11 protein-coding genes are annotated in these 13,131 nt (G+C 68.5%); 5 read left to right on the top strand and 6 right to left on the bottom strand.

Annotated elements, in window-relative coordinates:
* Positions 1–10: 10 nt before the first annotated feature.
* The 3 genes from ABZ404_RS25565 to ABZ404_RS25575 all read right to left on the bottom strand — a co-directional run bounded on the left by ABZ404_RS25565 (position 11) and on the right by ABZ404_RS25575 (position 3,588).
* Entirely contained in the window at positions 11–904 is an 894-nt protein-coding gene (locus tag ABZ404_RS25565) for a papain-like cysteine protease family protein (protein WP_358837755.1), read from the bottom strand.
* Between the two features lie 38 nt (positions 905–942).
* Complete coding sequence (locus tag ABZ404_RS25570; RefSeq protein ID WP_358837756.1) at positions 943–1,506, bottom strand: hypothetical protein; 564 nt, start codon at positions 1,504–1,506, stop codon at positions 943–945.
* Positions 1,507–1,584: 78 nt separating this feature from the next.
* Positions 1,585–3,588, bottom strand: a complete 2,004-nt coding sequence (locus ABZ404_RS25575) for an RICIN domain-containing protein (protein WP_358835948.1) — start codon at positions 3,586–3,588, stop codon at positions 1,585–1,587.
* 700 nt (positions 3,589–4,288) lie between these two features.
* Between ABZ404_RS25575 and ABZ404_RS25580 the strand changes: the two genes are divergently transcribed.
* Positions 4,289–5,401, top strand: a complete 1,113-nt coding sequence (locus ABZ404_RS25580) for an abortive infection protein (protein ID WP_358835947.1) — start codon at positions 4,289–4,291, stop codon at positions 5,399–5,401.
* A 46-nt stretch (positions 5,402–5,447) separates the two neighbouring features.
* On the opposite strand, the gene ABZ404_RS25585 is transcribed toward ABZ404_RS25580, so the two are convergent.
* The gene (locus tag ABZ404_RS25585; protein ID WP_358835946.1) at positions 5,448–6,428 is read right to left on the bottom strand and encodes a helix-turn-helix domain-containing protein; all 981 of its coding nucleotides are present in this window, start codon (positions 6,426–6,428) and stop codon (positions 5,448–5,450) included.
* A gap of 74 nt (positions 6,429–6,502) precedes the next feature.
* Here ABZ404_RS25585 and ABZ404_RS25590 point away from each other — a divergent pair, with 74 nt between their 5' ends.
* The 3 genes from ABZ404_RS25590 (at position 6,503) to ABZ404_RS25600 (ending at position 8,738) form a co-directional block, all read left to right on the top strand.
* Positions 6,503–7,090 carry a cysteine hydrolase family protein gene (locus ABZ404_RS25590; RefSeq protein WP_358835945.1) on the top strand — a complete coding sequence of 196 codons (588 nt, stop codon included), beginning with the start codon at positions 6,503–6,505 and terminating at the stop codon, positions 7,088–7,090.
* A gap of 271 nt (positions 7,091–7,361) precedes the next feature.
* Entirely contained in the window at positions 7,362–7,967 is a 606-nt protein-coding gene (locus ABZ404_RS25595) for a dihydrofolate reductase family protein (protein ID WP_358835944.1), read from the top strand.
* A 195-nt stretch (positions 7,968–8,162) separates the two neighbouring features.
* On the top strand, positions 8,163–8,738 hold the full coding sequence (locus tag ABZ404_RS25600; protein WP_358835943.1) for a GNAT family protein: 576 nt from the start codon (positions 8,163–8,165) through the stop codon (positions 8,736–8,738).
* 184 nt (positions 8,739–8,922) lie between these two features.
* Here ABZ404_RS25600 and ABZ404_RS25605 read toward each other — a convergent pair whose 3' ends face one another.
* Positions 8,923–9,174 (bottom strand): hypothetical protein, encoded by a 252-nt coding sequence (locus ABZ404_RS25605; RefSeq protein ID WP_358835942.1) that lies wholly within the window; start codon positions 9,172–9,174, stop codon positions 8,923–8,925.
* Positions 9,171–10,046 carry an isocitrate lyase/PEP mutase family protein gene (locus ABZ404_RS25610; protein WP_358835941.1) on the bottom strand — a complete coding sequence of 292 codons (876 nt, stop codon included), beginning with the start codon at positions 10,044–10,046 and terminating at the stop codon, positions 9,171–9,173. Before ABZ404_RS25610 ends, ABZ404_RS25605 begins: the two co-directional genes overlap by 4 nt.
* A 765-nt stretch (positions 10,047–10,811) precedes the next feature.
* Here ABZ404_RS25610 and ABZ404_RS25615 point away from each other — a divergent pair.
* Positions 10,812–12,455, top strand: coding sequence for a protein kinase (locus ABZ404_RS25615; protein ID WP_358835940.1), 1,644 nt, complete (start codon positions 10,812–10,814; stop codon positions 12,453–12,455).
* Positions 12,456–13,131 lie beyond the last annotated feature (676 nt).

Below are 13,131 nucleotides of genomic sequence, written 5' to 3' on the forward strand. Positions count from 1 at the left end.
GTCGGTTCCCCTAGCCGTGGATGCCTGTGCGCGTATGGGTCCACCGGAAGGAGTTGTTTCCGGCGTAGGTGGAGTAGTTCCACCAGGTGTAGGTCTGGGTACTGGGCCAGGGGTCGCCGACCGCCACCATGTTGCTGGTGCTGTCGTAGCCGTAGATGACGTTCATGTGCCCGCCGCCGGAGGTCCAGCCGATGCGGACGGCGAACGGGCGCCCGTTCGCGATCTCGGTCTGGGTCTCGCTGAAGGAGGCGCTGCGGTACAGGTCGGTGCCGCTGTTGCGAAAGCCCATGTTCTTGAGGGCGTTGGCCATGTCGCCCAGCGTGGCGGGCTGGTTGTTGCAGTCCAGCCAGCTGTTCTGGGCGGCCAGTCGGCAGAAGTCGTACTGGGTGTAGCCGGTGTATCCCCAGTAGTTGGCGATGGTCAGGCCCGAGGCGTCCCAGCACCACTGGTTCTGGACCTGCTTCTGCATGCCGATGTTGAGGGCCGTCCAGCTGGCAGGCCGGGTGGTGCCGCACACCGGCAGGCTGCCGGTGTCCTCGCGGATGAACGCGTCGGCGAGGTAGTAGGCCCCGGACCAGATCCAGCGCGAGTTGTTCTCCACGGCGTCGCCGGTGGTCCGGCAGACCATCGGGATGTGGTCACCCACCGGAGAGCTGCCGGTGACATTGGAGGACAGGGTGGGCAGGGAACGCTGGTTGATGGTGGTGAAGTTGCCCTGGCCGCCGACGACTGTTCCGGTGATGGCGGCCTCGGCTTGCGGGGCACCGACCAGCAGGAGGCCGGCGGACAGGGCGGCGGCGGCCACTGCGGACGTAAGCGTTCTGCTGCGGGCTTGCCTGCCGGGGGCCTGCCTGCCGGGCGGTGTATGGGCGGGTGTGCGGGAGGTCCTGCGGAATCTGTGCATGGGGGGTTCCTTTGTCTTGATCAGGGTGTTCGTCCTGATCAGGAAGGGCGGATCCGGCTGCGGCGCCGCAGTCGGAATACGGCGAGGCCGGCGATGGCGACGAACAGGACGCCGGCGCCGATGGCAAGCGGGGTGCCCGCGCCGGGTCCGCCGTCGGATTCGGTATCAGGGGCTGCCGCCACGTGGGGCTTCGCCACTGCCTGTGCGGCGGGTGGCGAGGAGGCAACCGACGCGGGGGCCACTTCGGCTTGGGACTCGGCGCGGCCGAGCGCCGGGAAGGCCGTCTGCGCCGTGATGGTCCAGTGGCCGGCGGGGAGTGCCTCGGCGGTGGTGAAGGTTCCGGGCTCGCCGGCTACGGGTACGAACCGCCAGGGCCCGACGCTGGTGCCGTCGACCGAGGTCGCGGTGAGGGTTCCGGCGACTGCCTCTTTGACGGGGTGACCGTCGTCCTCCCAGGTCGCCCTGGTGACGGGGTGGCCGGCGGACACGCCCGTGACGGTCAGGTGGATGGTGTCGCCGTGGGCGTGTGCCGTTGCCGTGGAGCCCAGGAGGAGCAGGCCCGTGAGGGCGGCGGCCACTGCCGTGAAGCGGCGATCGGGCATGAGGGGGTGACTCCGGTGTGAGGGGGGTGGGGGGGTGGCAGGGGCCGTATGACGACGGCCCCTGCCTCTAGGGGTGGGTCAGGATGCTTTCTGCAAGGTCCAGGTCTGGTAGCTGGAGGTGCCTGGGTCCTGGAGTTCGAGCAGCCAGGCTCCGTAGTACGGGCGATTGCCGACAGCCAGGACGAGTGAGCTGTTCTTGGCGGTCAGGCGCAGACCGGTTCCGGACGTGGTCAGCCGCCACTGCTGGGCGTCACTGCCGGAGCAGGGTTTCTGGGCGATCCACTGGCCCGCGGCCGGGGCACCGCCGAGCTGCAGGCACTTGCCGGACACGGCCGAGCGAAGGCGCGCGTTGCCGCCGGAAGCGTCATCGAGGTACCACTGCTGAGGGGTGAACCCGTTGGGCTGCGAACCGACTAGGACGGCGCCGTCGGCGCTCTGGCCGCCCCAGATCTCAGCCGCCAGCCCCGTGTGGCCATTGGTCAGCGTGTACCGCGTGCCGGGTTGGGTGGTGCTGCCGACGGGCGGGGTGTGGAACGACAGTGTGCGTCCGGGTGCGGAGTCGTGGCCGGCCTGGTCGCGGACCGCCACGGCGAGCCTGTAGTCGGTGTCGGGGCGCAGGTTGTAGACCCGGGCCGAGTTGGGCTGGACCCATGCCAGGTGGCTGCCGTTGAGCACGAGCTGATACCAGGCGGCGGAGGGCGCCGCCGGCCAGCTGACCACGGCGGAGTCGGACGTCAGCTGTCCGAGGACCGGGACGGGACCCGTCGTTGGTCCGGTGCTGCCGGTCGGCTTCGGGGTCGGGGTCGGCGTGGGGCTCGGGTTCGGGTTGGGGTTCGGGTCGGGCCGGGTCCCACCGCCGGTCATCAGGAACTGGTTGTTCGCGACGTTCCAGTGCGTGGTGAGGTAACTGCCTGCCCGTGGGCTGGTGTTGTAGTAGTCGTCGTGATTGCAGTCCAGGCGCTCGTCATGGTTCCGCTCGGTACAGACGTTGCGCATGGTGGGGTAGTACGGCGTGTCCGAGTAGCACATGACGTCCCACTCGTCGGTGCAGTGGGCGCCGCGGCTGCTGTTCGGTGCGCTGTTGTTCACCGCTCCGAGGTTGTGCCCGAGCTCGTGCGCTGCGGTGGAACCACTCCAGCACCCGGCGTCCGTACGGCCGTAGGAGGGGCCGAAGTTGCTGAGGTTGGCGGCGCCGGGGCGCTCGTCACCGTTGAAGGTTCCGATGCCGCAGTAGACCTTGGCGTCCGCGAAGATCATGTACTTGCGGTCGCGCCGGTCGAAACCCTTGGCGGCGAGTGCGGAGTTCAGAGCACCGAACTCGGCGAGTGCCGAGTTCGCCACCTCCACGTTCAGCACGGACGGGGTGCAGTCGGCTCCGGTCACGTACCGGATGTGCCGTACGCCGCCGGTCTCCTGCGCGCTGGCGAAGTAGATGGTGTCGGCGTCGGCGGCCCACTTGCGGAACGACGCCAGGTACTCGCCGTACCGGTCGTTGCCGGGACCGTGCGCGTACACCACCTGTACCCGGTTGCCCGTGCTCCCGTCGCCGTCGCACTGCACCGCCTGACCACCCGGCGCCGCCTTTCCGGTTCCGGAGCCCCGCGTGGGGGCGGCGGGCGGTGCCTTGGCGGCGGCGCCCGGCCGACGGGCGTCCACCGAGGCCGTGGTTCCGGAGGACGGCTGGTCCGGGGAGGGCTTCTGGGTGGCGGGACGGCTTGGCGTTCCGGCCGCTCCCTGCGCCTTCACGGCGGGTGGCGTGTCCTTCGAAATGTCCACCCCCTTGGGGGGCTTGTCGGGACCGTGCGTGCACCGGCCGTCTGCGGTGCGCAGGACACCGGCGCAACGGTCACCCTTGGGCGCGGAATGCAGGCCCTTGTAGACCAGGCCGCGCGTGCGGTCCTCGTTGGGTATTCGTGCCACCGGTTCCGGCGTCTTGTCGTGTGCGGGCGCCGGAGCGGGACCGTCCGCCGCGGCAGGCGCGGCGGTGATCTCGGGCCGGGAGGAGTGGTGGTCGAAGACGCCACCGAGTGCCGCTGTACCGGCGAGGGCTCCCGCCGTGACGGCTACCGCTACGACGAGCATGCCGCGTCTTCGCCGCCGTTGCTGCACCTGTCTTCTGCGACCGGACAAGGCCACACCTCATTTCTGTGGGGGAGTTGTGGTTGGCCGGAAGTGTGCCAGAGCGGATGCACGAACTGACAGGGCCGCTTTGTGCGGGGAATAGGAGCGGGCCCTTCTGGGCAATGCGCGAACGCTACTGACGTACCCTCAAGTTCGGCTGTCAGTACGGGATTTGATGGGGCAAGCACCAAAGGTACATTCCAATGGACGGCAAACCCGCGAGACGTCATTTAGGAAGATCGTTATCATGGAATGAGTGGCTCCACTTGTGTGCAATTGCACAGCGTGCCGACGTTATCACCCAAGATCACTTTCCTGAGTAATCTGTTTAGGCAAGCCCAAGGCGTGCTTATGGAACCGAAGATGACGCATTGCGGATGCTCGGCTACAGCCTGCTGAAAAAGGCGCCGCCAGGGCTGGACGAGCGAGTGCTGCCCAGTCGACTGCGCCGGGCCGGGTCCGAGCGGGATCTGATGAGGTTCGTGCTGCCCTGCCCGACTGTGATGCGGATCGGCCGCGGAGATGCCGAGGGAGTGCGGAATGTGGCGACCAAGGCCACGGGCTCCACGCACCGAAGGTCGGGCCCAGTAACGACTTTGGTCGTGGGACGGGAGCCTTTCGACCGACGTGCCATCCGCCCCGCTGCGTACAGGCTGGCAGCATGACGTCAACACCCTCAGCACCTACCACCCGCCGGACGCTCCTTGCGGGCGCCGCGGCCCTCTCCACCCTCTGCATCGCCGGCAACGCGCGCGCCCATACGACAGCCGCCGTGCCGGCGGCGTCATCGCGGACCGCTGGATCCCTCACCTACAAGGGCGTCAACTTCGACACCGACCGCGAGGTCTGGCGGCCCGAGTACGTGCGCCGGGAGATCACCGCCGTCCGGCAACAGCTGCACGGTAACGCGATCCTGCTGCTCGGCCATGACCTCGACCGGCTGGCGGAGGCCGCAGCGATCGCCGCTTCGCAGGGCCTGTTCGTCTGGTTCGAACCGCGTCAGTTCGACAAGGACGCGGAGCAGACCCTCGCCTTCCTCGACTCCGTGGCGCGCACGGCCGAGCAACTGCGCACCCGTCACCCAGGCGTTGGCCTCTCCCTCGGCACGGAGCTGACCATCTTCATGTCCGGCCTGGTGCCGGGAAAGGACTACACCGAACGCGGCCAGGCCCTGGGGCGCCCTGAGTCGGCCGGCTACCAGCAGCGGCTGAACATCTTCTTGGGCCGGGCGCTCACGACCGTACGCCCCCTGTTCAAGGGGCGGATCACCTACAGCTCAGGAGAGTGGGAGGAGGTCGACTGGCAGGGCTTCGATGTCGTGGGAGCCAATCTCTACCGCACCGCGGACAACCACACCACGTACACCCAGCAGCTGAGAGCTCTGCAACGGCTTCGCAAGCCCGTCGTCATCACCGAGTTCGGCTGTTGCACCTTCACCGGGGCCAGGAAGCAGGGAGGATCGGGCTTCGAGGCGGTGGACTGGGAGCGGCAACCTCCCCTGGTCAAGGACGGATACCTGCGGAACGAACAAGAACAGGCCGACGAGATCGGGGATCTGCTCGACCTCTACGCGGCCGAACGCCTGCACGGCGCATTCGTCTACAACTTCATCGCCCCCGACTCGCCCCACTCCCCTCAGCGCCGCCACGACCTGGACATCGCCAGCTTCGCACTGGCCAAGACCTGCCCCGCCGGAACCAGGCGCGGTTACCCGGAAACCGGTCACTGGGAGCCCAAACAGTCCTTCCACGCCGTGGCACGCCGCTTCCGGTGACACCCACGGCCACCGCTACCACCGGGACTTGGAACCGAGAACCGGGTCAGTACCTTGATGGTTGGGCGAACGAGGTGCGGTAGGCCCGCGGACTGGTCCCGAGGCGCGATGCGAAGTGCTGGCGCATGGTGACCTCGCTGCCGAAACCGCACCGGCGGGCGATCTCGGGCATGGGCAGATCAGTACGTTCGAGCAGTTTCTGGGCCGCCGCGACGCGATGGCCCAAGAGCCAGCTCAGCGGCGTTGTCCCCGTCGCCGCCGCGAAGTGCCGCGCGAAGGAACGCGGCGACATTCCGGAGCGAGCGGCGAGCGCGGCCACGGTGAGCGGCTCGCCGAGGTGGGCCAGGGCAAAAGCACGCACCTCGGCCAGCACGTCCACGTCACGGTCGGCGGCCGGCGTCGGGTGTTCGATGAACTGGGCCTGGGTTCCTGTCCGAAAGGGGGCGGTGACCATGGAGCGGGCGATGGTCGCGGCGGCTTCCGCGCCATGAGCGGTGCGCACCAGGTGCAGGCACAGATCGATGCCCGCGGCGGTACCCGCGGCCGTCCACAGGTTGCCGTCCTCGACGAACAGGGCGTCGGGCTCGACGTGCACCTGGGGGTGCCGGGTCTTCAATAGATCGGTCAGTGCCCAGTGGGTCAGCGCCCGGCGTCCATCCAGCAATCCCGCTTGGGCAAGGGTGAAGGCGCCGCCGCACAGCGCGGCGATGGTGGTCCCCCGGGCGTGCGCACGCCGCAGCGCGGCGAGGACGGGCTCGGGCGCCGGGGTGGCGTGGTCGTCCAGACCTGGCACGAGGATCAGCTCGGCGCGGGGCAGCCAGGCGAGAGTGCGGTCGGGCGTGAGCGCGAGCCCGCCGCGCATCGTCACGGGGGCGGGGTCCGCGGCGACCCGGCGCAGTTCGAAGGCGGGGACTCCGTCGCCGGTGCGGTCCGTACCCCACACTTCGGTGATCACCGAGACGTCGAAGGCTCGGATGCCGGGGAAGGCGAGCAGGGCAATGCGGTGGGCCCGCACGAGTCGCGTCACGGTGGCAGTAAACCATCGATCGCTGTCTTCTGGTCCTCTGGGAGACAGCCGTCCGGGGCGGCAGGATCATCGGCATGGAGATCACACAGAACGCAGCCCTGGTCGTGGTGGACGTGCAGAGGGGCTTCGACGAGTCGGAGTTCTGGGGACCACGCAACAACCCGGCCGCCGACGAGAACATCGCCTCGCTGATCGCGGCCTGGCAGCGCACGGACCGACCCGTCGTCTTCGTACGGCATGACTCGAACAAACCCGGCTCGCCCCTGCGGACCGGATACGAGGGAAATGACTTCAAGGAGTACGTCCAGGCGCGGCGCGGCAAGGGCGCCGGCCCGGAGCTGCTCATCACCAAGTCCGTGAACTCGGCGTTCTACGGCACCCCCGAACTCGACCCTTGGCTCAAGGCTGCCGGCATCACCCAGATCGTCCTGGTCGGCATCCAGACCAATATGTGCGTGGAGACGACCGCCCGCATGGGCGGCAACCTCGGCTACGACGTGCTGGTCGCCCTCGACGCCACCCACACCTTCGACCTGACCGGCCCGAACGGCTGGCAGCTGACGGCCGACGAACTGGCCCGAGCCAGTGCCGTCTCGCTGCACGGCGGCGGCTTCGCCCAGGTGGTGACAACCGGCGAGCTCGTGGCCGCCGTCCGCTCCTGACCCCGGTGGGCAGGTGCGCGGGCCGCTTCCGGGGGCGCGTGGCGCTGACGGGCGGCCTGCCCGTCCTGGTGAATTAGTGGAGGAATGCGCTGCTTCCCCAAGCCATACGGTAACGGTAAGTAGAAGCTTGGACACGGCGTGCCACGCCTCTGGTGGCTTCCTCCCGGCGGCGGCTGCAGAGTGGAGCCAGACGCGCGGGCCGCACTGCGGAAGTCCCGCCGATGAGTTTTGGGCGGTGGTGCGGTCTACCTGTCAACGAAGGGAGCGCACCATGCGCAAGATCATCGTTTGCACGTTCCTGACGCTGGACGGCGTCATGCAGGCACCGGGCGGTCCGGACGAGGACGCACAGAGCGGCTTCGAGCACGGCGGCTGGCAGAAGCCGGTGACCGACGAGGAGGTGGGCACGGCCATCGCCGGCTGGTACGAGGCCTCCGACGCGATGCTGCTCGGCCGAAGGACGTACGACATCTTCGCCTCGTACTGGCCGACCGCCGATCCCGAAAACCCTTTCACCCATCGGATGAACAGCATGCACAAGTACGTGGCGTCTCGGACCCTGACGTCCGTCGAGTGGGAGAACTCCACGCTGCTGGAAGGCGACACCGTCGATGCCGTACGCACGCTGAAAGCGTCCGACGGCGGCGACATCAACGTTGTGGGCAGCGGCGACCTCGCCCAGACCCTCATGCAGCACGGCCTGGTCGACGAGTACCGGCTGACCATCCACCCGGTGATCATCGGTACCGGCAAGCGGCTTTTCGCCGACGGAGCGATCCCCACCGCATTGGAGCCGGTCAGCGTTTCGACGACGAAGGGGGGCACCGTCGTCGGCGTCTACCGCCCGACCGGCGAGCCCACGTACGACAGCTACTAGGCGGTTCCGTCCGGGGCACCGAACGGACCAGACGAACAGGCCCGCCACGGGCCCGCGCGCTCCATCCTACGAGCGGCCCGGGCGGGCTCGGCACAAGTCGACCTCCGGCAGCGACGTTGCCCGGAGGGGCCAGGACCGGACCGGGGTCGGATATTCGGTGTTCTGCCCACCCCATGCGGACGCAAGATGGTCCGCATGACACTGGCCACTCCTCTGTTACTCACCGCTCGCCTGCGCCTGCGCCCTTTCGGCGACGCCGACGCGGACCGCCTCTTCGCACTGCACAGCAGCACTCATGTGATGCGGTACTGGGACTCAGCACCGTGGAACGAACGGGCTCGCGCTGAGCGCTTCATCGCGATGTGCGGACAGATGGCGGAAGAAGGTACCGGGGCGCGGGTGGCCATCGATCGTGTTTCTGACGGGGCGTTCGTCGGCTGGTGCGGCCTGACGCAATGGGACCCGGGCAATCGCAGTGCGTCGCTGGGCTACGTCCTCGACGGTGCGATGTGGGGCCACGGCTACGCGACGGAAGCCGCGCATGCCTTGCTGCGGTGGGCTTTCGACACACTGGACCTCAATCGAGTGCAGGCCGAGGCCGATACGCGCAACGTGGCGTCTGCCCGGGTTCTGGAGAAACTCGGATTCGTGCGAGAGGGGACGTTGCGGGAAGACTGCGTCGTGAACGGCGAGGTCTCCGACTCGTGGGTGTTCGGGCTGCTCAGGCGAGAGTGGCAGTCGTCGATGACCGTACCGACGTCGGGCTTTTAGGCGGGTGTGACACACCCCTCTGATGGAGGCCGCGTCCGGATGGCGCCGCCAGCACCGCCTTCGTAAGCGGTCCGGCCCCGGCCCCGGCCCCGGCTCCGGCTCACGACGAGTTATCCCTGATTGCCGTCGTGCTGACGTCGGTGCGGCCGGCACCCTACTGGGGCCGACCGCACCGGTAGTCGGCCTACTTGTTGTCGTGTTCGGAGTGCACGGAGTCTATGAGAGTGGCGAACATGTCGACGGCGCTGCCGTCGTGGTCGCTGCCGGCGGTGCCGCTTCCGGTCTGGAGGTTTGCGGTGCGGTCGACTTCTAGGATCGAGTCGGCATGGGAATTGTCGACGACGGTGATCAGGCTCCCTGCCACGGCGGATGCCGCGCTGCCGCAGACCAGGGTCACCGCCAGGAAGGCGGCAGCCCGGATGCGCGCGCCGCTCATACCCCGGCGCCCTGAGGGGCGGCGGGGACCAGCGGGCGACGAGCGATGTTCTTGGCCAGGAGCCTGGTGGACTCCCCCACGCCGATCCCCCCGTTGGGTCCCTCCGCGGCGGGCAGCCGGCCGTCGGCCAGTCGCAGTTCGGCCAGGGCGGTGTCCATCGCCCGGTGGGCGGCGAAGAGACACGGCGTGCTGTAGATCGCGACGTCGACGCCGAGTTCGGTGAGTTCAGTCAGGGAGAGGCGCGGTGACTTGCCGCCGGCGATCTGGTTGAACAACAGCGGCTTGGTGCCGACGACTTCGCGGATTCGCCGGATCCATTCGACACTGCGGACCCCGTCGACCAGGACGACGTCGGCGGCGGTCGCGGCCAGGGCCTCGGCCCGACGCAGAATGTCAGCCTCCTCGGTGGCGTCCGTACGGGCTACGACCAGCATGTCCTTACGGGTTTCGAGCACCGCCTCCAGCTTGTCGAGGTACTCGGAGAGCGGCAGGACCTGCTTCCCGTCGGCATGCCCGCACCGGCGCGGGCGCTTCTGGTCTTCGAGGATCACCCCGGAGGCCCCGATCCGCTCCAGGCCTTCCACCATGTGGCAGGCGACCTCCACGTCGACGTAACCGTCGTCGATGTCCACGAGCAGGTGATGCTGAGGGAAGGCTCCGCGCAGGCGCTGGACGAAGGCCAGCATGTCCGGCCAGGCGATGAAGCCGATGTCGGGAAGCCCGTAGTGGGAGGCGGCGAACCCGAACCCCGAGACGAACATCGCGTCGTAGTGCCCGGCGGCGACCGAGGCCGAGTACATGTCGTACACGCCGATCAGAGGTGTGGTGCCCGGCTCCGCGATCTGGGCACGCAGTTTGTTCCCGTAACTCATCGTCAGCTCCTTCGAGGGGAGAAGAGGTACGAACCGTGGGAGCACGCTGCGACACGCAGCGCTTTACCCGACCCTGATCCTTTCTGGGCCATCTCTAGATCGTCGCCGTACTAGCCCTTTACTCACCCCAACGGACTATTCCGTTCACCACAGAAACGTCACTGGCCACCGATCAGGGGACCGGAGTTGACCTCCGCCCAGCCCTCGCCGGCCGGGCCTCTGCGGGCGTGGGGCGGCCTCCCGTAATGGGAAGGAGATCCAGCGTCGGGCTGGGGCCTCTTCCGCTACCGCTGACGAGGTCGCGACGGGCAAGTTCATCGGTGCCACCAGCACCGTGTGGTCGCCCCCATCCTCAGTGGCGTGATCCCCCGTCCATGCCGCCACCGACGCAGCATCCTGTCCGCTGGACTCGCAGGAGTATCTGCCACGGGAAAGGGCGCGCACCACATCGCACCGCTACGGCGGCCCCGGAGTACCGGCCCGGCCACGCATCGCCACCGCGATCGAGAACCTCGGCGGAGATCTGGCTGGCCGGGGGGCCTGGCCTGATCGAGTTGTCTCACCGGCTGCCGGCCGGGTCATCGCGAACAATCCGCTCTGATGCACAGCCTTCGCATCCGGCTCAGCGCGACAACACCGAGCAGTCGGCACAGCATGGAAAGAGACGGGATCCTCGGCCGCATGACGGCGGGAGTGAGGAGCCATGACGACGCGTACACCATGTGCACGATGCCTGCGGATGCGCGATGACGGCTCGGCGGCACCATGAGCGGCGCTGCGGAACGGCTACTGGCCGGTCGGTATCTCCTCGTCGAACAGCTCGGCCGCGGCGGGATGGGAACCGTGTGGCGGGCGCAGGATCAGGTGCTCAACCGTGAGGTGGCGGTGAAGGAGCTGACGGTCAGCGGCCTGCCCCACGAAGAGCTCGCGGTGCTGCACACCCGCATGGAACAGGAGGCAAGGGCCGCGGCGCGCGTCAAACATCCGGGGGTCGTCACCGTATTCGATGTGCTGGAAGAGGACGGTCGACCGTGGATCGTGATGGAGCTGATCGACGGCCAATCCCTCGCCGATGTCATTGCCACGGAGGGGACACTGCTGCCACGGGACGCGGCCCGGCTCGGCGTGCAGTTGCTGTCGGCGCTGGACCGGGCGCACCAGCTCGGGGTTCTTCACCGGGACGTCAAACCGGCCAACGTGCTGCTTGAGCGCGGCGGCCGGGTGGTGCTCACCGATTTCGGCATCGCCGTCATGGGCGGCTCCAGCGGCCTGACCCGCACCGGCGACGTCGTCGGTTCGCCGGACTACCTCGCCCCCGAGCGTGCCATGGGCCACCGGCCGGGCCCGGAGTCGGATCTGTGGTCGCTCGGCGTGACGCTGTACGCCGCGGTGGAGGGACAGTCACCGTTCCGCCGCACCACGACGATGAGCACCCTGCAGGCCGTGGTCGCTGAGGAGCTTCCTGAGCCCCGGCACGCCGGCCCGCTCGCCCCTGTCATAGAAGCGCTGCTCCGTAAGGACCCAAACGAGCGGGCCACAGCGGAGCAGGCCCAGCGAATGCTGGGCGATGTGGCAGCCGGGCTGCCGGTGAGCGCCCCCGCCCCCAGGGCAGCGGAGCATCCACCGACGCAAATCGCGCCGCCGACGGACAGCGCCGGCAAGGGGCGCCTGGCCCCGGAACCGACCGAGACGACACCCCACACGCCGGTGCCGTCATACGGGCTGGGCAACCGACCCGAGCCAGCTGCGGCAGCGTACGACGAGCATCGGTCGGCCACCCCGCCGACCGTACGGGTGCCCTCCACCGACCACGATGACCACCCGGGCGCGGGCGCTGCGGGCGACGATCGGCGCAGGCGGCGCAAGTGGCCGCTGATCGCCGGGGCCGCGCTGGCTGCGGCACTGGTGGGCGGGGGCGCAGCCGCGGTGATGACCAGCGTCTCCCGAGACACCCCGCAGCCCGCACCCGCCATCTCGCAGAGCATCGTCACCCGGACGGCTACGCAAACCCCTCCAAGCCAGGCCAGTGAGATTCCGGTACCGGCACAATCCAACCCCGTATCGACGTCAGTCCCACCGACCTCGGCCCCGACCATCCCCGCCATCCCCGCCACCCCCACCACCGCACCTGCCCAGCAGGTCGTCGAGGACTACTTCGCTGCCATCGACACCAAGGACTACGCGCGTGCGTGGGACCTCGGGGGGAAGAACCTGGGCGGGACCTACGATTCCTACGTCAAGGGCTTCTCGACCACCGCCTCCGACGCGGTCACCGTCGAAGGCGTCTCCGGGGAAACTGTGGCCGTGCGGCTCGATGCGACGCAGACGGACGGAACGCATCAGTTCTTCGCCGGCACGTACACCGTTCGCAACGGCACCATCGTCGCAGCCGACATCCACAAGGAATGATGGCTCGCGAGGACGCCGGTTGGGTCGGCGCCCCTCATTCACCGCTGCCCTGGTTGTCGGCCCTGTCACTGCTCCCCAGAACAGATGCCTTGGACAGTCACCCAGGTGTTGCTGTCGGGAGCGGTGCCACTGGCCACTACCCCGCCGGAGTAACAGCCCCGGCGGAGTAACAGCCCCGGCGGAAGCTTGTATTGGGATTGGCGGCCGACACGGGGGCGGTCAGCGCCCCCCTGCCAGCAAGGTCACCGCGACCGCTGCGAGTCTGGCCGTCGTGAGCTTTCCGTTCAAGGAGTCCTTCCGATCAATACCCCTATGGCGCGTGGTAGTTACGCCGTATGCAAGGAACCTGCGGAGCACTCACGCCTGTCGCAACAGCGGTTGCACCCCGCGCAACCTGGTGTCGCAACTGCCGTCCTACGACGACTGAAAGCTCAGCCCGCGGGGTGGAGCCACTCAAGCCCGGCGACGCCGCTGTCTTCAACCTTGCCTACAACACCAACACCACAGGCAACAGGCTGCTTCGCCCACCGGAAGGTGTGAAGGCCGGCGGACCGGGACGGGTCCATCCCCCCGCGACTGTGGCCTGTTGGCTCCTTTCGGCGCAGGTTCCGGGCGGGCATGCTCGTTGATCTGTGAACGGTATGCAGCGGACTCACCTCAGGACCTCTGCGTGGGG

The organism is Streptomyces sp. NPDC005878, assembly GCF_040629815.1.
Taxonomy (GTDB): Bacteria; Actinomycetota; Actinomycetes; order Streptomycetales; family Streptomycetaceae; genus Streptomyces.